The organism is Streptomyces liliiviolaceus (assembly GCF_018070025.1).
GTDB lineage: Bacteria > Actinomycetota > Actinomycetes > Streptomycetales > Streptomycetaceae > Streptomyces > Streptomyces liliiviolaceus.
The window spans coordinates 21,998-41,302 of the sequence record NZ_JAGPYQ010000001.1 but is presented as its reverse complement, the minus strand read 5'-3'; the positions used below and the strand labels follow the sequence as shown (position 1 = coordinate 41,302).

The 19,305-nt window shown below is 71.7% G+C and carries 12 protein-coding genes; 9 read left to right on the top strand and 3 right to left on the bottom strand.

The genetic code is table 11. From position 1 onward, the window contains the following. Positions 1-15: 15 nt before the first annotated feature. Positions 16-1,566 carry an alpha/beta hydrolase gene (locus J8N05_RS00165; RefSeq protein WP_210880471.1) on the bottom strand — a complete coding sequence of 517 codons (1,551 nt, stop codon included), beginning with the start codon at positions 1,564-1,566 and terminating at the stop codon, positions 16-18. Positions 1,567-1,762: 196 nt separating this feature from the next. Beyond that, a complete protein-coding gene (locus tag J8N05_RS00160; protein WP_210880470.1) occupies positions 1,763-4,636 on the bottom strand; it encodes a lysylphosphatidylglycerol synthase transmembrane domain-containing protein in 2,874 nt (957 codons plus the stop codon). A 185-nt stretch (positions 4,637-4,821) separates the two neighbouring features. Here J8N05_RS00160 and J8N05_RS00155 point away from each other — a divergent pair, with 185 nt between their 5' ends. The 5 genes from J8N05_RS00155 (at position 4,822) to nudC (ending at position 15,157) form a co-directional block, all read left to right on the top strand. After that, on the top strand, positions 4,822-5,226 hold the full coding sequence (locus J8N05_RS00155) for an MGMT family protein (protein WP_210880469.1): 405 nt from the start codon (positions 4,822-4,824) through the stop codon (positions 5,224-5,226). A gap of 266 nt (positions 5,227-5,492) precedes the next feature. After that, complete coding sequence (locus tag J8N05_RS00150) at positions 5,493-8,921, top strand: ATP-dependent helicase (RefSeq protein ID WP_210880468.1); 3,429 nt, start codon at positions 5,493-5,495, stop codon at positions 8,919-8,921. 237 nt (positions 8,922-9,158) lie between these two features. Then, positions 9,159-12,701, top strand: a complete 3,543-nt coding sequence (locus J8N05_RS00145; RefSeq protein ID WP_210880467.1) for an ATP-dependent DNA helicase — start codon at positions 9,159-9,161, stop codon at positions 12,699-12,701. Positions 12,702-12,711: 10 nt separating this feature from the next. Next, on the top strand, positions 12,712-14,115 hold the full coding sequence (locus tag J8N05_RS00140) for a dipeptidase (RefSeq protein WP_210880466.1): 1,404 nt from the start codon (positions 12,712-12,714) through the stop codon (positions 14,113-14,115). 94 nt (positions 14,116-14,209) lie between these two features. Continuing rightward, positions 14,210-15,157, top strand: coding sequence for an NAD(+) diphosphatase (nudC, locus tag J8N05_RS00135; RefSeq protein ID WP_210880465.1), 948 nt, complete (start codon positions 14,210-14,212; stop codon positions 15,155-15,157). A 34-nt stretch (positions 15,158-15,191) separates the two neighbouring features. On the opposite strand, the gene J8N05_RS00130 is transcribed toward nudC, so the two are convergent. Beyond that, on the bottom strand, positions 15,192-15,434 hold the full coding sequence (locus J8N05_RS00130) for a mycoredoxin (RefSeq protein WP_107020145.1): 243 nt from the start codon (positions 15,432-15,434) through the stop codon (positions 15,192-15,194). 196 nt (positions 15,435-15,630) lie between these two features. On the opposite strand from J8N05_RS00130, the gene J8N05_RS00125 reads away from it, so the two are divergent. The 4 genes from J8N05_RS00125 (at position 15,631) to J8N05_RS00110 (ending at position 19,200) form a co-directional block, all read left to right on the top strand. Continuing rightward, positions 15,631-17,859, top strand: coding sequence for an ATP-dependent DNA helicase UvrD2 (locus J8N05_RS00125; RefSeq protein ID WP_210880464.1), 2,229 nt, complete (start codon positions 15,631-15,633; stop codon positions 17,857-17,859). A 162-nt stretch (positions 17,860-18,021) separates the two neighbouring features. After that, positions 18,022-18,336 carry a hypothetical protein gene (locus J8N05_RS00120; RefSeq protein WP_210880463.1) on the top strand — a complete coding sequence of 105 codons (315 nt, stop codon included), beginning with the start codon at positions 18,022-18,024 and terminating at the stop codon, positions 18,334-18,336. A gap of 175 nt (positions 18,337-18,511) precedes the next feature. Then, positions 18,512-18,880 carry a WhiB family transcriptional regulator gene (locus tag J8N05_RS00115; protein WP_107020143.1) on the top strand — a complete coding sequence of 123 codons (369 nt, stop codon included), beginning with the start codon at positions 18,512-18,514 and terminating at the stop codon, positions 18,878-18,880. Then, complete coding sequence (locus J8N05_RS00110) at positions 18,877-19,200, top strand: hypothetical protein (protein ID WP_210880462.1); 324 nt, start codon at positions 18,877-18,879, stop codon at positions 19,198-19,200. Before J8N05_RS00115 ends, J8N05_RS00110 begins: the two co-directional genes overlap by 4 nt. The last annotated feature ends 105 nt before the right edge of the window (positions 19,201-19,305 follow it).

Genomic DNA, 19,305 nt, shown 5'->3' with positions numbered 1-19,305 from the left:
GCTTTGCGAGGTTCGTCAGGAGCAGACCGTTCCGGTCCGCGGGACCTTCCCGTTCAGCAGATAGCCGTTCACCGCGCCGCGCACGCACTTGTTCCCGCTGTCGTACGCCCCGTGCCCCTGGCCTTTGTACGTCAGCTCCACACCGACCCCCTTGCCCAGTGCATCCACCATCTTCCGGGCGCCCTCGTACGGGGTCGCCGGGTCGCCGGTGTTTCCGACCACGAGGATCGGAGCGGAGCCGGGCGCGTTCACATCGGGGTGGTCGGCGTCGCCCGCCACCGCCCAGTCGGTGCAGCCGACCATGCCCCACGCCAGATAGTCGCCGAAGACGGGCGAGGCCCTGCGGAACTCCGGGAGCTTCGCCGTCACGTCGGCGGCGGTGTAACGCGGTTTGTCGTCCGCGCAGTTGATGGAGACGTTGGCGGCGCTGATGTTGCTGTACTCGCCGTCCTGGTTGCGTCCGTTCATCGAGTCGGACAGCAGCATCAGAACCTTGCCGTCACCGTCGTACGCCTGCTGGAGTCCTTCGGTGAGGTACTCCCAGAACTCCTTGGAGTACAGGGACTGCGCGATGCCGCTCGTGGCGGCGGTCTGGGTGAGCTGACGAGGGAAGATGCCCGGGATCGGTTTGCCGTCGAGTTCCTTGAGCAGTGTGGCGATCCGGTCCTTGACGTCCTGCGCGCTGTCGCCGAGGGGGCACTCCTCGGCCTTGGAGGCGCAGTCCTCGGCGAAGTTGTCGAGCGCCAGCTGGAAGCCCTTGGCCTGTCCGAGGGACCCCTGTTCGGAGTTCTGCGTCGGGTCCACGACCGCGTCGAAGACGGCCCGCCCGACCTTCTCGGGGAACAGGTGCGCGTACACGCCGCCCAGTTCGGTGCCGTACGAGATGCCGAAGTAGTGCAGCTCGTCGTCGCCGAGGACCTGGCGCATCAGGTCCATGTCGCGGGCCGCGTCGGTGGTGCGTACGTGGGGGAGGAGCTTCCCGGAGTTCTTCTCGCAGGCCTTGTTGAAGTTCTTCGTGCTGTTCAGCAGAGTCCGCTGCTCGGCTTCGTCGTCCGGGGTGGCGTCCTGCTGGAAGTACTCGTCGAGCTGTTCGCTGTCCTCGCACTTCACACCGGCGCTGCGGCCGACACCGCGCGGGTCGAAACTGACCAGGTCGTAGCGGGTACGCAGCTCGTCGTAGTCCTTGCCGAACGCGGGGAGCGTGGTGACGCCCGAGCCGCCCGGTCCGCCGAAGTTGAAGAGCAGTGAACCGATGCGCCGGTCCTCGGCGCCGCTCGTCCGCGCGCGGATCAGCGCGAGACCGATGGTGTCCCCCTTGGGCTTGTCCCAGTCCAGCGGCGCCTTCAGGGTCGCGCACTGCCAGGTGCCGCCGTCCGGCAGCGGCGAGGGGGCGTCCCCGCCGCCCTCGGACTCGGACGGTTCGGGACAGTCCTTCCAGCTGAGCTTCTGCGCCGACAGGTCCTCGTCCGCGGAGCCGCCGTCGTCGCCGCATCCGGCGAGGGCCGCCAGCAGCAGAAGGGCGGTGGCGGTCAGGGCGGCGGCACGCGGCGGGGAAGGGTTCGGCATAGACCCATCCTGAGGTCGTACAGGACCGGCCGCTCGGGGCGCGGGCCGTGCGGGTGAGGAACCCGCGTCCGCCCTTGCGGACCGTCGTCGCCCGTCGGGCGGCCCGGGGGAGCGCCGGACGGGTCCCGGAGACCCCCTAGGTCCTGTCGTCAAATTCCCGACGTCCGCCCGGCAGGCGGGAATTTGACGACAGGGCCTAGAGCGCGCCCTTGCGTGTCAGGTGGTTGAAGAACAGCCACCCCGGCAGCACGGGCAGCCACAGCGTGAGCAGGCGGTACAGGAGCACGGCGGGCGCCGCGACCTCCTTGGGGAGCCCGACGGCGATCAGACCGACCGTCAGGGTGGCCTCGACCGCGCCCACCCCGCCCGGGGTGGGCGCCGCGGAACCGAGCGCGTTCCCGGCGAGGAAGACGACGGCCACGCTGGCGATGCTGATCGCGGGCATGTCCTCGCTGCCGAACGCCCGGATCGACGCGTCGAGGCACATCACGAAGCAGGCCGTCAGCAGAAGCATGCCGCCGATGCCGGTGATCAGCTTCTGCGGCCGCTGGAGGACGTCCAGCATGCGGGGAATGACACCCGCGAAAAGTGACCGCACGCGCGTGACCACGAATTTCCGCAGGAACGGCACCGAGGTCACGACGAGGACGAGGACCGCGACGGTCAGCAGACCCGCGATGACCGTCCGGGACGGCGACAAGGAGGGCGTCTTCTCGGTACCGGTCAGATAGCCGAACGACAGCAGCATCAGGATGTGACAGCCGAGCCCGAACAGCTGCGACGCGCCGACGCTCGCCACCGCGAGCCCCGGCCGTACCCCCGCACGCTGGAGGAACCGCGTGTTGAGCGCGACACCGCCCACCGCCGCGGGCGCCACGATCTTCACGAAGGACCCGGCGACCTGCGCCGCAACAGCCCGCATGAACGGCACCCGCTCGGGCACGAAGCCCAGCAGGCTCATGGCCGCGGCGAAGTAGCTCAGCATCGAGAAGAGCGCCGCCGCGGCGACCCAGCCCCACTGGGCGCTTTCGAAGAGCGTGCCGAACTCGATGTGCGTGAGCTGCGTCAGCAGGAAGTACGCGCCGAACGCGCCCGCGATGAAACTGATCAGCGTGCGCGGACGGATGCGCTCAAGACGGGCCGGCTCGACCGGAGCCTGCGGCCTGATCAGCAGCACCTGATGCCGGATCTGGGTGAGCAGATCCTCCTCGCGGGCCTCGTCCAGCGCCTCGTCGATCGCCCGCTTCTCGGCCCGCTGCTCGGCCCGTACGGTTTTCTTGTCGGGCTTCTCCAGGACGGGCCTGGTCTCCTCGGGCGTGGCCTCGTGCTCCTCGGCGCGGGCCAGTTTGGCCTGCCGGGAGGCCTCCAGGACCGCCTCGCGCTCGCGCTCCGAACGCTCCCGGGCCAGTTTGCGCAAGGTGGCGCGGTGGGAGCGGGTGAGCGCGATGGGCTGCAGCATGGGCAGGCAGTCGGCGACCGCGTCCGGGCCGAGCACACCGACGGCCGAGGCCACCGCGCGTTCAGCGCCGACGCGCAGGCCCAGCGTGGTCACCAGCTGGGCGACGTCCATGCGCAGCATCAGCTCACCGGCGGCGATCTCGCCGTTGCGCAGGTCCGTGAGGATCACCGTGCCGGAACGATCCACCAGAACGGCGTCACCGGCCAGCCTGCGGTGGGCGATGCGCCGCGACTGCAGCGCCTGCACCTGGTGCCAGGTCTCGCGCAGCAGGTCGTCGGTGATCTCCTCGTCCGTCAGCGCGTCGAGGGTGCGCCCGCCGATGTGCTCGTAGACCAGCATCACGGCGTCCGGACCCAGCTCGGAGGTCGCGATCAGCTTCGGCGCGTTGGCCCCGGCCGCGATGGCCGCGTACGCGAGGAGCGCCTCTTGTTCCAGGGCCTGGCGCAGCGACTGGAGGCTGCGGCGCGTGGTGATGCCCCGCAGGGTCAGCCGGCGCCACACGCGGTAGAAGAAGCCCTGTGCCTGCTGTTCCCGGTCCACCACCGTGACGTCCAGCGGGGCGCCGTCCTGGAGTGTCACGAAGTACCGGCGGCCGCGGTCGCCGTCCGCGGCCTCCGGGGTCTCGTCGCGCGCGGCGCTCACCGGGTGGAAGCCGACGTGCCGCAGGCCGGCCATCAGGGTCCGGCCCGTGGGCCGGACGTTCGGTGAGCCGACCGCGTACAGCGTCCCGTAGGCGACGCTCCAGCCGATCAGCACCGTGAGGACGATCGAGAAGGGGGTCGTGTAGCCGGTGACCAGCATGGAGAAGGCGTCGAGCATCAGCACGACCCACAGGACCGCACGCCAGCGCGGCCGTCGCGACATGCCGACGGCCGTCATGTAGGCGATGACCGGCGCGAGGTAACCGTGCACCGGGTCGGTCAGGGCGTGGATGTCTCCGGGGGAGGGCTGTGTGAGCGCTTTCTGGATCGAGTCCGGAGCGCCTTTGGCGACCCACAGATCGGTGGCGAGCGTCACACCGTGGGCGAGGACCGCGGCCAGCACGCCGTCGGCGATCCGCAGGCCGTCCCGCTTGATCAGCCGCTCGATGGCGAAGGCGACCGGCACCAGGAGGATCGCGATGCTCGACGCGAGCCCGGCGATCTTGATCAGCAGGTCGGGCGCCTCGTCGGTGCCCTTGTTGATGTCCTGCGCCAGCCCCGACGTCGTGCCGTGCGCGAAAGCGGCGATCGACAGCAGTACGACGATCGCGAGAACGCCCACCAGCAGGCGCATCAGGTCGGAGGGACGGTGCACGCGCGCGGGGAGCAGCGGTTCGTCGCCCTCGACCGCCTCGGCCGGGGCGTCGTCGCAGGCCACGCCGTCGGTCTCCGCGGCTCCGCTCTCCTTGCGCATGTCCTTCTTCCGGGACGTGTCCGGATTCCCGGACGTCACGCCCGTCACACTCGTCTTGGACGCCACACCCGTCTCGGGCGTGGCGTCCGTCACCGGTGTCACGGACGCCTCTGCCTTCTCCGGAAGGCTCTCGTCCGTATCGTCGCCGGAATCCGGGCGCGACGAAACCTCAGAGGTGCCCTCCGCGTCTTCGGGGTGCACACCCTGCTGTTTCATCGTCTCTTCTTGGTCTCGTATCACCAGTAACCGCCCGCACGATGGTGGCATGCCCCGCCGACACAGGGGGGCATCAGGGTGCAATGCGGGGGCGCACAGTCTGCCCGAAGCGCTGTTCCGGGGCGAGGGATACGTACCGTCGCCGCCGCGTCACGTTGTCGGAGGGGTGGTGCAGGATGGACCGGATGAGCGAGCAGAGCCTCCCGGCGGACGCCTTGCCGGAGTACGCGGAGCGGGTCCTCGACGTGGCTGAGCAGATCCCGCCCGGGCGCGTCATGACGTACGGAGATGTCGCGGAATGGCTGGAGGAGGGCGGTCCGCGACAGGTCGGACGGGTGATGGCCCTCTACGGAGGAGCCGTTCCGTGGTGGCGGGTCGTCCGCGCGGACGGGACGCTGCTCCCCGGCCACGAACTGCGGGCGCTGGAGCAGTACCGGGCCGAAGGTACGCCCCTGAAGGGCGCGAGCAGATCCTCCGAGGGTCACCTTCCGCGTATCGACATGAAACAGGCCAGATGGGACGGCGGTGATCGCGCGGAGGGTCACACCCGACAGCTTCCGGCATCCAACCGCCAGGAGGGGGACGGGTGACCCGTACGGGGGAATGCGGGCACGCCCGGGACATGCCGTACGTTCGTGATGCGGGAGACACCGGTGCCGGGAGGGAACACGGGGAAGCGCCGTTTCCACGGCATCCACCGGCGTAGCGTCGACGGCACGCGTCCCGTTCATCCCGCGGCCACCGCCCGCCTCGCGCCGCCGATCTCCCACCCGTCGCCCGAGCACGATCCCTCACCGACGGCGACCCGCGCCGACAGTGACAATCCCCAGCACACCCACCAGGACCGGCGAACCACGTGAGCTCCTCTTTCTCCACCAGGCGCCTGTCGTACCCCCAGGGTCGACAGGGGACCCGTGGCGCTTACCGGCTGGTGCGTACCCCGCCGGTACGGGTGGCTCCCCCTCTGCTGGACGCAGCCCAGCGTGCGGCGGTTGACCACGAGGGGGGCCCGCTGCTCGTCCTCGCAGGTCCGGGCACCGGCAAGACGACCACGCTCGTCGAGTCCGTGGCGGCCCGGGTCGCCCGCGGCGCGGACCCCGAGCGCATCCTGGTGCTGACGTTCAGCCGCAGGGCCGCCGTGGAACTGCGCGACCGCATGGCGCTGCGCGTGGGAGCGGCCCGCGCGCCCCGGGCGACGACCTTCCACTCCTTCTGCTACGCCCTGGTCCGGGCCCACCAGGACACCGATCTGTTCGTGGAACCGATGCGGCTGCTCTCCGGCCCCGAACAGGACGTGGCGGTACGGGAACTGCTCGCGGGCCAGCCCGGCCTGGAGCGGCTCGGCCTCGCCCATGTGCGCTGGCCGGACGAACTGCGCGCGTGCCTGACGACGCGCGGCTTCGCCGACGAGGTCCGCGCGGTCCTCGCCCGCAGCCGTGAACTGGGCCTCGGCCCCGACGCCCTGGAGACCTTCGCCAGGCGCATCGGCCGCCCCGACTGGCTGGCCGCCTCCGCCTTCCTCGCCGAGTACCTCGACGTGCTCGACATGCAGGGAGTGCTCGACTACGCCGAACTGGTGCACCGCGCGGTGCTGCTCGCCCGGCGTCCCGGCGTGGCCGAACGGCTCGCCGAGCGGTACGACGCGGTCTTCGTCGACGAGTACCAGGACACCGATCCGGCGCAGCTGCGGCTCCTGGACGCGCTCGCGGGCGGCGGCCGCACGCTGGTGGCCTTCGGCGACCCCGACCAGTCGATCTACGCGTTCCGGGGCGCCGACGTGAACGGCATCCTGGAGTTCCCGGACGTCTTCCCGCGCGTGGACGGCACACCGGCGCCGGTCGAGGTCCTCAGGACGTCCCGCAGGTCGGGGGCGGGCCTGCTGGCGGCCACCCGGCTGCTGACCCAGCGCATGCCCCTGACCCGCCTCCCGGCGGAGAAGGTACGCGCCCACAGGGAACTCGCCCCCGTACGGGACGGCGGCCAGGTGGAGGTCTACACGTACCCGACCGCCGGTACGGAGCTGGACAACATCGCGGACATCCTGCGCCGCGCCCACCTGGAGGACGGCGTTCCGTGGAAGGAGATGGCCGTCCTGGTACGTGCCGGCTCCCGCACCATCCCGACGATCCGCCGCACGCTCACCGCGGCCGGCGTCCCCCTCGACATCGACGGCGACGACCTGCCGCTGCGCCACGAACCGGCGGTGACGCCCTTGCTGACGGCTCTCAAGGCGGTGGCCGTGGCGGAGCTTGAGGAGCCGGCCTCGGCCGAGGTGACGCCGGAGGGACCCGCCTCGCCGGAGGAGTCCGTCCCGGAGGAGCAGGCCGCCTCGGAGGAGCGGTCCGTCCAGGAAGAGCAGGCCGTCCCGGAGAAACAGACCGCCCCGGGGGAACAGGCCGTCCAGGAGAAGCCGTGGCTCGACGTCGAGACCGCGCTCACCCTCCTCGCGTCCCCGCTGGCCGGGATGGACGCCGCGGACCTGCGCCGTCTGGGCCGCGCCCTGCGCGAGGAGGAGCGCGCCGCGGGCAACCACGTGCCGCCGCCCTCCGACGAGTTGCTGGCGCGGGCCCTGGCCGAGCCGGAGCGGCTGGTCGCCCACGACCCCGCGTACGCGCGCGGGGCCCAGCGCCTGGGCGCCCTCCTGCGCAAGGCACGGGAGCGCCTGGCAGGGGGCGGCACGGCCGAGGAGGCGCTCTGGGAGCTGTGGGACGGCACACCCTGGCCGCAGCGCCTGGAGCGGGCCGCCCGGCGCGGCGGAGCGGCCGGCCGCAACGCGGACCGCGACCTCGACGCCGTGTGCGCGCTGTTCGCGACCGCGGCCCGCGCCGAGGAACGCACCGGAGGCCGAGGCGCCCTCAACTTCCTGGAGGAGGTCGACGCCCAGGACATCGCCGCCGACACGCTCACCCGCAGGGCCGTGCGCCCCGACGCCGTACGTCTGATGACCGCGCACCGCTCCAAGGGCCTGGAGTGGCGCCTGGTCGTCGTCGCGGGCGTCCAGGAGGGCCTGTGGCCCGACCTGCGCCGGCGCGGCTCCCTCCTGGAGGCCGACCGCATCGGACGGGACGGTCTCGCGGAGCCGCTCACCCCCGGAGCGCTCCTCTCCGAAGAGCGCCGCCTGTTCTACGTGGCCGCCACGCGCGCGCGTGAACGGCTCGTCGTCACCGCCGTGAAGGCCCCCGCGGACGACGGCGACCAGCCTTCCCGTTTCCTCACCGAACTCGGCACGGAGCCCAAGGACATAACGGGCCGCCCCCGCCGCCCCCTGTCCGTCGCCGCGCTCGTCGCGGAACTGCGGTCCACCACGGTCGACCCCCGCGTCTCGGCCACCCTCAGGGAGGCCGCCGCGCGCCGCCTGGGCAGACTCGCCGCGCTCGGCGACGAGGACGGCCGCCCCCTGGTGCCGTCCGCGCACCCCTACCGCTGGTGGGGCATGTACGAGCCCACCGAGAGCAAGGTGCCGCTGCGCGACCGCGACCATCCCGTCGTGCTCTCCGGCAGCGCCCTCGACCAGCTCGCCAACACCTGCGCCCTGCAGTGGTTCCTGGGCCGCGAGGTGAAGGCCGACGCCCCCGCGACCGCGGCCCAGGGCTTCGGCAACGTGGTGCACGTCCTGGCGGACGAGGTCGCCTCCGGCCGCACGCCCGCCGACCTCGCCGTCCTCATGGAGCGCCTCGACTCCGTGTGGGAGGCGCTCGCCTTCGACGCGCCTTGGAAGTCGGCCCAGGAGAAGGAGCACGCGCGCGTGGCGCTCGAACGCTTCCTGAAGTGGCACGTCATGGACCGCGCCGAACGCACCGCGGTGGCCAGCGAGCACGACTTCGACGTCACCCTCGAAGCGGGCTCCTACGAAGTCCGCATCCGCGGCTCCATGGACCGCGTCGAGCGGGACGCCGAGGGCCGCGCCTACGTGGTCGACTTCAAGACCGGCAAGCAGGCACCGAGCGCCGCGGACGTGGCTCATCACCCGCAGCTCGCGGTCTACCAGCTCGCGGTCAGCGAGGGCGCCGTGGACGAGGCCTTCGACGGCGAACGCCCCGAGCCCGGCGGCGCCGAACTCGTCCAGCTGCGCCAGGGCGCCCCCAAGAAGGACGGCGGCGAGACCCTGCCCAAGGTGCAGGCCCAGCAGCCGCTGGAGGGGGAGTGGGTCGGCGACCTCCTCGCCACCGCCGCGGGCAAGGTCCTCGACGAACGGTTCACGCCGACGACCGGCCAGCACTGCACGCACTGCGCGTTCCGGGCCTCGTGCAGCGCCCGCCCGGAGGGACGCCACGTCGTCGAGTGACGGGGCACGACCCCGGGCAGCCGTGCGCGGGGTGTCCGCCCCGTCTGCGCCAATTCGCGCCGAGGCGTCTGCGGAAATCCGCGCCGAAGTGTCTGCGGCAATCCGCACCAAAGGGTGCCTGCCGGGTACGAAGCGCCGCGAAGTGACATACAGCACCACGTGTGCTGACCTGCGCATCCTTCGACCCTGCCGCCGAATCGGCGCCGACTGTCAGTGGGCGCGACTAGCCTCTCTGACGTGCCAGCCCGTATCTCCGATCCCGAGCAGCTCAAGGAGCTCCTCGGCATCCCGTTCACCCCGGAGCAGACGGCCTGCATCGTCGCCCCGCCCGCCCCGCAGGTGATCGTGGCCGGAGCCGGCTCCGGCAAGACCACGGTGATGGCCGCGCGCGTGGTGTGGCTGGTCGGCACCGGACAGGTGGCCCCCGAGCAGGTCCTGGGCCTGACGTTCACCAACAAGGCGGCGGGCGAACTCGCCGAGCGCGTACGGAAGGCCCTGATCAAGGCCGGAGTCACCGACCCGGACGTGATCGACCCGGACAACCCGCCGGGCGAACCGGTGATCTCCACCTACCATGCCTTCGCCGGCCGCCTCCTGACCGATCACGGGCTGCGCATCGGACTCGAACCCACCGCGCGCCTCCTCGCCGACGCCACGCGCTACCAGCTCGCCGCCCGGGTCCTGCGCGAGGCACCGGGCCCCTACCCCGCGCTCACCCGCTCCTTCCCCGACCTGGTCGGCGACCTCCTCACCCTCGACTCCGAGCTGGCGGAACACCTCGTACAGCCGGAGGAACTGCGCGCGTACGACGCCCGGCTGCTGCACGACCTGGAGGGCGCCAAGCTCACCAACGCCGACCTGCGCAAGGTCCCGGAGACCGCCGCCGCCCGGCGTGAACTGACCGAGCTGGTGAGCCGCTACCGGAAGGCCAAGCGCGAGCGCGACCTCCTCGACTTCGGCGACCAGATCGCCCTCTCGGCGACCCTCGCCCGCACCCGCTCCGAGGTCGGCGGCATCCTGCGCGACGAGTTCCGGGTGGTCCTCCTGGACGAGTACCAGGACACCTCCGTGGCCCAGCGCATCCTCCTGGCAGGCCTGTTCGGCGGCGGCACGGGCCACCCGGTGACCGCCGTCGGTGACCCCTGCCAGGCCATCTACGGCTGGCGCGGCGCCTCCGTCGCCAACCTCGACGACTTCCCCGAACACTTCGCGCACGCCGACGGCCGCCCGGCGACCCGCCAGTCGCTCAGCGAGAACCGCCGCAGCGGCGGCCGCCTCCTCGACCTCGCCAACGGCCTCGCGGAACCCCTGCGCGCCATGCACGCGGGCGTGGAGGCCCTCCGCCCCGCCCCAGGCGCCGAGCACGACGGCACGGTCCGCTGCGCGCTGCTGCGTACCCACGCCGAGGAGATGGACTGGCTCGCCGACTCCATCGCCCATCTCGTACGCACCGGCAAGTCCCCCGGTGAGATCGCCGTCCTGTGCCGCACCGCGACCGACTTCGCCCAGATCCAGGGCGCGCTCGTGGCCCGCGACATCCCGGTGGAGGTCGTCGGGCTCTCCGGGCTGCTGCACCTGCCCGAGGTCGCCGACCTGGTCGCCGTCTGCGAGGTCCTCCAGGACCCCGGGGCCAACGCCTCACTGGTCCGTCTGCTCACCGGACCGCGCTGGCGCATCGGCCCCCGCGACCTCGCCCTCCTGGGCCGCCGGGCCCGGCTGCTCGTGTCCCACGCGCGCGTGGACGCCGACGACGACCCCGACCTGCGGCTCGCCGCAGCCGTCGAAGGCGTCGACCCGGCCGAGGTGATCTCCCTCGCGGACGCGCTCGACACCTTCCTGGAGACGCCCCTCGGCGGTGAAGGGGACGACGACGGGCTGCCGTTCTCGGCCGACGCACGCGTACGGTTCGCGCGCCTGGCCACCGAACTGCGCGATCTGCGCCGCTCGCTCGCCGACCCGCTCATGGACGTCCTGCACCGGGTCCTGGCCACCACAGGCCTTGAGGTGGAGCTCTCCGCGTCCCCGCACGCCCTGGCCGCCCGCCGCCGCGAGACCCTGTCCAACTTCCTGGACGTCGCCGCCTCCTTCGCCGCGAACGAGGGCGAGGCCAGCCTGCTCGCCTTCCTCGGCTTCCTGCGCACCGCGGCCCAGTACGAGAAGGGCCTCGACAACGCCCTGCCGGGCGGCGAGAACACCGTCAAGGTGCTCACCGCGCACAAGTCCAAGGGCCTGGAATGGGACGTCGTCGTGGTCCCGGGGCTCGTCACCGGCACGTTCCCCAGCGCCCAGGGCCGCGAGAAATGGACCGCCCAGGGCAAGGTCCTGCCGCACGGACTGCGCGGCGACGCCGACACCCTGCCCGACATCGACGCCTGGGACTCCCGCAGCATGAAGGCCTTCCACGAGGCCATGAAGGAGCACCAGCACACCGAGGAACTCCGCCTCGGCTACGTCACCTTCACCCGCCCCCGCTCCCTGCTGCTCGGCTCCGGCCACTGGTGGGGCCCCTCCCAGAAGAAGCCCCGCGGCCCCTCCGACTTCCTGCACGCCCTGTACGAGCACTGCGCGGCCGGGCACGGCGAGATCGAGGCCTGGGAGGACGAGCCCGAGGAGGACGAGGAGAACCCCGCGCTGCTGGCGGCCGGTGGCGACCACGCCTGGCCGCTCCCGCTCGACGACCTGGCGACGGCCCGCCGCCGCGAGGCCGCCCGGACGGTGCTGGCCCACCTGGAGTCCGGCCACTCCCACGAGAGCGCCCACCCCTCGGCTCCCGACGAGCCGGGTCCCTACGACGACCCGGACTGGCCGCCGCCGGAGGAGGACGAGCCTCCTTACGAAGAGGCCGATTTCACGGACGCGGCCCCAGACGACTGGGACTCGTGGACACCGGACCGCCCGGCGACCCCCGACCGCCCGGCGACCCCCGACCGCCCGGCGACCTCCGACCGTCCGACGGTCCCGCACCCCAGCCCCGCCCCGGACGCCCGCCCGCACTCTCCCGGGACCACGCGCCCCACCCCCGAGGAAGCCCGCACCATCGCCTCCTGGGACCGCGACCTGGACGCCCTCACCGGGGAACTCCTGCGCGCCCGCGAGAGCGTCACGGACGTCCCCCTGCCGGCCTCCCTGACCGCGTCCCAGCTGCTGCGTCTGGCCGCGGACCCGGAAGGGTTCGCCCAGGAACTGGCACGCCCCATGCCGAGCCCTCCCCAGCCCGCCGCCCGCCGGGGCACCCGCTTCCACGCCTGGGTCGAAGCCCGCTTCGAAGCGCTGCGCCTGCCGATGCTGGAGCCGGAGGACCTGCCCGGCAGCGGGGCCGAGATCGCCGACGAACGCGACCTGGAAGCCCTCAAGGACGCCTTCGAACGCACCCCCTACGCCCACCGCACGCCCCACCGGGTCGAGGTCCCCTTCCAGCTCGCCATCGCCGGCCGCGTCGTACGGGGCCGGATCGACGCGGTCTACAAGGAAGAGGTCCCCGAGGAGGAGGCCGACGGGGACGGGCGGGCGACGACGATGTACGAGATCGTCGACTGGAAGACCAGCCGCACCCGCACCGCCGATCCGCTCCAGCTCGCCGTCTACCGGCTCGCCTGGGCCGAGAAGCACGGCATCCCCCTGGAATCCGTACAGGCCACCTTCCTGTACGTGCGCAGCGGCGAGGTCGTACGCCCCAGGAGCCTGCCGGACCGGGCCGCGCTGGAACGCCTCCTCCTGGAAGAACCACCCGAAGGGGTTCCCGACGAACCGCCGGACCAGCACGCGCGCGTGGACGGATAGGCTCGTGACCATGAGCAAGACTCCGGACAGCGCCGTCCGCGCGTACACCGAGCAGCACCGCGCAGCCTTCCTCGACGACCTCGCCGAATGGCTGCGCATCCCGTCCGTCTCGGCCCAGCCCGAGCACGCCGCGGACGTACGGCGCAGTGCCGACTGGCTCGCCGCGAAACTGCGGGAGACGGGCTTCCCGACCTGCGAGGTCTGGTCGACCCCCGGCGCACCCGCGGTCTTCGCCGAATGGCCCTCGGACGATCCGCGGGCGCCCACGGTCCTCGTCTACGGCCACCACGACGTACAGCCCGCCGCCCGCGAGGACGGCTGGGACACCGACCCCTTCGAGCCCGTGATCCGCGGGAACCGACTCCACGCGCGCGGGGCCGCCGACGACAAGGGGCAGGTGTTCTTCCACACACTCGGCGTCCGGGCCCACCTCGCCGCCACGGGCCGCACGACTCCCGCGGTCCATCTGAAGCTGCTGATCGAGGGCGAGGAGGAGTCCGGCTCCCCGCACTTCCGTGACCTCGTCGAAGCCCGCAAGGACCGGCTGACCGCCGACGCGGTGATCGTCTCCGACACCGGCATGTGGTCCGAGGACACCCCCACGGTGTGCACCGGCATGCGCGGCCTCGCCGAGTGCGAGATCCAGCTGTACGGACCCGACCAGGACATCCACTCCGGCTCCTTCGGCGGCGCCGTGCCCAATCCGGCCACCGCCGTCGCCCGCCTCGTCGCCGCCCTGCACGACGAGCACGCGCGCGTGGCGATCCCGGGGTTCTACGAAGGCATCACCGAACTCACCGACCGTGAGCGGGAACTCTTCGCCGAACTGCCCTTCGACGAGGAGAGCTGGCTGCGCACCGCCCGGTCCACGGCCACCTACGGAGAGAGCGGCCACACCACTCTGGAGCGCGTCTGGGCCCGCCCGACCGCCGAGGTCAACGGCATCGGCGGCGGCTACCAGGGCCCCGGCAACAAGACGATCGTGCCGTCCTCGGCGATGGTCAAACTCTCCTTCCGGCTCGTCGCCGGACAAGACCCCGACCACATCGAGAAGGCCGTCCGCGCCTGGACCGCCGAGCAGCTGCCCGCCGGGATCCGCCACGAGATCACCTTCGGCGCCGCCACGCGCCCGTGCCTGACACCGCTCGACCATCCCGCCCTGCAGTCCGTCGTACGGGCCATGGGCCGCGCCTTCGACAAGGAGATCCGCTTCACCCGCGAAGGCGGTTCGGGGCCCGCCGCGGACCTCCAGGACGTCCTCGCCGCCCCGGTGCTGTTCCTCGGCATCTCGGTCCCGTCCGACGGCTGGCACGCCCCGAACGAGAAGGTCGAACTCGACCTCCTCCTGAAAGGCGTCGAGACCTCCGCCCACCTGTGGGGCGATCTGGCCCGGAACTGGCGAGATGCACACTGAAGAAGCCCCGCCGCACCCGTCCTGCCGTACAACCGGACATCCGGCTGAACAGCCCGCCGAACCAACCGTTTCACCGGGGGAGTTGGAAGCACCCGTGACCACCTGGACCGACCGCACCGCCGACCGTCCCATCTCGCTCACCGCCCCGAGCGGCATCGACCGGGCCGCCCACCACCGGCTCGACGAGGCCTGGCTCGCCGCGGCGTGGAGCCACCCCACCACCCGGGCCTTCGTGGTCTCCGGCGGTCAGGTCCTCATCGACGAGACGCCCGACGGCACCACCGAACTCGTCATGACCCCGTCCTTCGAAGCGCCCCTCACCGAGGCGCACCGCTACTTCCTCGGCACCGACGACGACGGTGTGAGCTACTTCGCCCTCCAGAAGGACACCCTGCCCGGCCGTATGGACCAGTCCGCGCGCGCGGCGGGTCTGCGCGAGGCGGGCCTGCTCCTGTCACCCCGTGACGCGGGTCTCATGGTGCACGCGGTCGCCCTGGAGAACTGGCAGCGCCTGCACCGTTTCTGCTCCCGCTGCGGTGAACGCACGGTGATCGCCGCGGCCGGTCACATCCGCCGCTGCCCCGCCTGCGGTGCCGAGCACTACCCGCGCACCGACCCGGCCGTGATCATGGCCGTGACGGACAACGAGGACCGCATCCTGCTCGGCCGGCAGGTGCACTGGCCCGAAGGCCGCTTCTCCACCCTCGCGGGCTTCGTCGAGCCCGGCGAGTCCATCGAGCAGTCGGTCCGCCGCGAGGTGTTCGAGGAGGCCGGCATCACCGTCGGCGAGGTCGAGTACGTCGCCAGTCAGCCCTGGCCGTTCCCCTCCAGCCTCATGCTGGGCTTCATGGCCCGCGCGACCTCGGCGGAGATCAACGTCGACGGCGAGGAGATCGAGGAAGCGCGCTGGTTCTCCCGCGAAGACCTGCGGGCCGCTTTCGAGTCCGGGGAGGTCCTGCCTCCGTACGGCATCTCGATTGCGGCCCGTCTGATCGAGCTCTGGTACGGCAAGCCCCTGCCGACGCGCTCGGCGGCCGCCTGAGGCAGCCCGCGCCCGGGACCGTTGACAGGTCCCCCTAGGCGCCGATCTTCTGCTTCACCTGCGCCAGCGAAGGGTTCGTCAGCGTCGAGCCGTCCGGGAAGAGGACGGTGGGAACTGTCTGGTTTCCGCCGTTCGCCTTCTCCACGAACGCCGCGGACGCCGGGTCGTGCTCGATGTTGATCTCGTCGTACGTGATGCCCTCACGGTCCATCTGGCTCTTCAGCCGACGGCAGTAGCCGCACCACGTGGTGCTGTACATCGTCACAGTGCCCGGCATGTCTCTCATGCTCCTTCGCTGCAGGGAGGTGCGTGTTCGCAGTGAGGGGAACGTACGCGACCGGGCTGCCATTCCCGTGCGCGGGCGGGCAGGGGCGACCCGGGGGCGGGCGACGCCTGCCGTATTAGTACGACTGCGAGCGGCTGCCTGTGGACAACCGGCGCATCCGTCCCGGCCGACCTGGCAGCATGGCGGGGTGACAGCAGCATCGCACTCCACCCTTTTCCCGCAGGGCACCCACGGCTCTCAGTACCCGGCACCGCCGAGTGGGGCCGATGCGGTGCTCGAAGGGCTCGACCCCGAGCAGCGCGAGGTCGCCACCGCCCTGCACGGCCCGGTCTGCGTGCTCGCGGGAGCCGGCACGGGCAAGACCCGTGCCATCACCCACCGGATCGCCTACGGGGTGCGGGCGGGGATCCTCCAGCCCTCCAGCGTGCTCGCCGTCACCTTCACCGCACGCGCCGCGGGCGAGATGCGCGGCCGTCTCCGCCAGCTCGGCGCCTCCGGGGTCCAGGCCCGTACCTTCCACTCCGCCGCCCTGCGTCAGCTCCAGTACTTCTGGCCGAAAGCGGTCGGTGGCAGCCTGCCCCGCATCGTCGACCGCAAGATCCAGCTCGTCGCCGACGCCGCGGCCGCCTCCCGCATCCGGCTCGACCGCGGCGAACTGCGGGACGTCACCGCCGAGATCGAATGGTCCAAGGTCACCCAGACCATCCCCGCCGACTACGCGGCGGCGGCCGTGAAGGCAGGACGCGAGGCCCCCCGCGACCGCGCCGAGATCGCACAGCTCTACGCGGCGTACGAGGACATCAAACGCGGGCGCGGTGTCATCGACTTCGAGGACGTCCTGCTGCTGACCGTCGGCATCCTCCAGGACCAGCACCACATCGCGGAAGCGGTCCGCGCCCAGTACCAGCACTTCGTGGTCGACGAGTACCAGGACGTCAGCCCCCTCCAGCAGCGCCTCCTGGAACTGTGGCTCGGCGAGCGCGACAGCCTCTGTGTCGTCGGCGACGCCAGCCAGACCATCTACTCGTTCACCGGCGCCACCCCCGACCACCTCCTCGACTTCCGCGCCCGCCATCCCGGCGCCACGGTCGTCAAGCTCGTCCGCGACTACCGCTCCACCCCCCAGGTGGTCCACCTCGCCAACGGGCTGCTCGCCCAGGCCCGCGGTCGCGCCGCCGACCACCGGCTGGAGCTGATCTCCCAGCGCGCCGCGGGCCCCGAGCCCGGCTACGCGGAGTACGCCGACGAACCCGCGGAGGCCGAGGGCGCCGCCCGCCGCATCCGCGACCTCATGGCCTCCGGCACCCCCGCGAGCGAGATCGCGATCCTCTTCCGTACGAACTCGCAGTCCGAGATCTACGAACAGGCCCTCGCCGATGTCGCCGTGCCCTACCAGCTGCGCGGGGCCGAGCGTTTCTTCGACCGCCCCGAGGTGAAGCGGGCCATCCACGCCCTGCGCGGCGCGGCCCGTTTCGGGGGCAACGACTCGCTCCTCGACGACGCCCCCGACCTGCCTTCGCAGGTCCGGGCGGTGCTGTCCGGGGACGGCTGGACCCATCAGCCACCGGCGGGCTCCGGCGCCGTCAGGGAGCGCTGGGAGTCCCTCGCCGCCCTCGTGAACCTCGCCCAGGACTTCGCCGCCGCCAGGGACGGCGCCACCCTCGGCGACCTCGTGGCCGAACTCGAAGAGCGCGCCGGCGCCCAGCACGCCCCGACCGTCCAGGGCGTCACCCTCGCCTCCCTCCACTCCGCCAAGGGCCTGGAGTGGGACGTCGTCTTCCTGGTCGGCGTGGCCGAGGGCATGATGCCGATCTCCTACGCCAAGACCGACGACCAGATCGAGGAGGAGCGCCGCCTCCTCTATGTCGGTGTCACCCGCGCACGACAGCACCTCTGCGTCTCCTGGTCGCAGTCCCGCTCGCCCGGCGGCCGTCCCAACCGGCGGCCCAGCCGCTTCCTCGACGGCCTGCGGCCCGGCTCCGTCGCCACCGCGGGCCGCCGGGGCTTGACGGGCGGCGGGCCCGGCGGCATCGAGCGCGGGGCCGCGGGCAGCGTCCCCGACGCACCCCGGCGGACCAACCGCACCCCCGCCCGCTGCCGGGTCTGCGGTCGCACCCTCAACGACGCCGGCGAGATGAAGCTGATGCGCTGCGAGGACTGCCCCTCCGACATGGACGAAGGGCTCTATGAGCGGCTGCGCGACTGGCGCGCGGTCCAGGCCCAGGGGAGCGGGCAGCCGGATTTCTGCGTCTTCACGGACAAGACGCTGATGGCCATCGCGGAAGCGGTGCCGTCCACTCCGGTTGAGCTGGCCCGCATCCCGGGCGTCCGCGCCCGCAAGCTCAACCGCTACGGAACCGACGTACTCGCCATCTGCGCAGGTCAAGAGCCTGATACCGGTGAAGACGAGGAATGATTCAAACTCGTCGAGAAAATAGTTTGCGCATGCCCCAGCAATCCCCATAAGTTCTAGAGCACGGAAACGGCGGCCTTCTCGAAGGCCCAGGTTTCGTGCTGTACTTAACAACCGACGGACCGGCTCGCCCGGTCCCAGAGACGCCGAGAGGAGGCGATTCCAGTGATCAGCATCACCACCAGCTCCGCCAGCACCGCCAAAATGACCGATCGCTCGGTCGTCTCCACCTGCCTGCTCGGCTTCTCGAACCTGGGCACCGGTCTGTCCGGCATCGCTGCCGTTCGGCCGGCGTCCCCCGTGTCTCTCGCGACACTCCCTGTCCGCGAGCGCAATGAGCGACCGATGAAGGCACTGGAAGCAGTAGAGGCACAGGCGAAGGCCTATGCCTTTGAGGCGGCCGGTGCCGGAGCCAGCAAGCAGACGCATCACACGATGTGGGCCTTCCGTGGGCCTGACCCCTGGAGTGATCCAGCCTGATCCGATGATCAGGCCGGCGCCTTCAGGGCCGCGGAACCCCACCCGGGATCCGCGGCCCTTCTGTTTGTCCCCGACCGGGGACGACGGAGCGAAGGGGCCTCGGGACAAGAAAAAACCCGGTACCAGCCGCCAACCGGCCGACCCGGCCGGCACGACCAGACGAGGAAGACCAACCGTGCAACTCGAAGCGCACGCCCCGTCCGTACCGCCTTCCGAAACGATCACCCCGCCCGGCTCCACGGAGGACTCCACCTTGACCCCGCTCACTGCGCTGACCGCGCTCGACGACGCCATCGAGAACCTCGGCGTGCCCGTCCCCTGCCGTTCGTACGACCCGGAGGTCTTCTTCGCCGAGTCGCCGGCCGATGTCGAGTACGCCAAGTCCCTCTGCCGCACCTGCCCGCTGATCGAGGCCTGCCTCGCCGGCGCCAAGGAGCGGCGCGAGCCTTGGGGCGTCTGGGGCGGCGAGCTCTTCGTCCAGGGTGTCGTTGTCGCCCGGAAGCGGCCGCGTGGCCGCCCGCGCAAGAACCCGGTTGCGGCATGAACATCACAGGAACGATCGATCGCCCCCTGACGCACGACCCCAAGAAACAGGCCCCGATGAAGCCGTCCACCGGCGAGCCCACCGGCTCCGCGACCCCAGACTTCACTGCCACCGGCGCGAACGACTCGCGTCAGAACAGGACCCGCGAGATGCAACTCATCCCAGAAGCTCTCGCCCGTGCGCATATGCACGAGCGAATCCAGGAGGCGGAGAGGGAACGCCGGGCCATGCGCCTGGTGGTCGCCCGCCGTATGCAGCGCAGGGCCGAGCGCGCGTCGCTGCGTGCCCGCCGCGCCCTGGCCATGGCGGTCATGCAGTAGGACCCACTGGCCGAGAGGCAGCACGAACAACCGCTGATCGCGGGGGCCGGTCCGAACGGGACCGGCCCCCGCGGTGCGTTGTGCCTTCCTTCGCTTCGCTCTGCG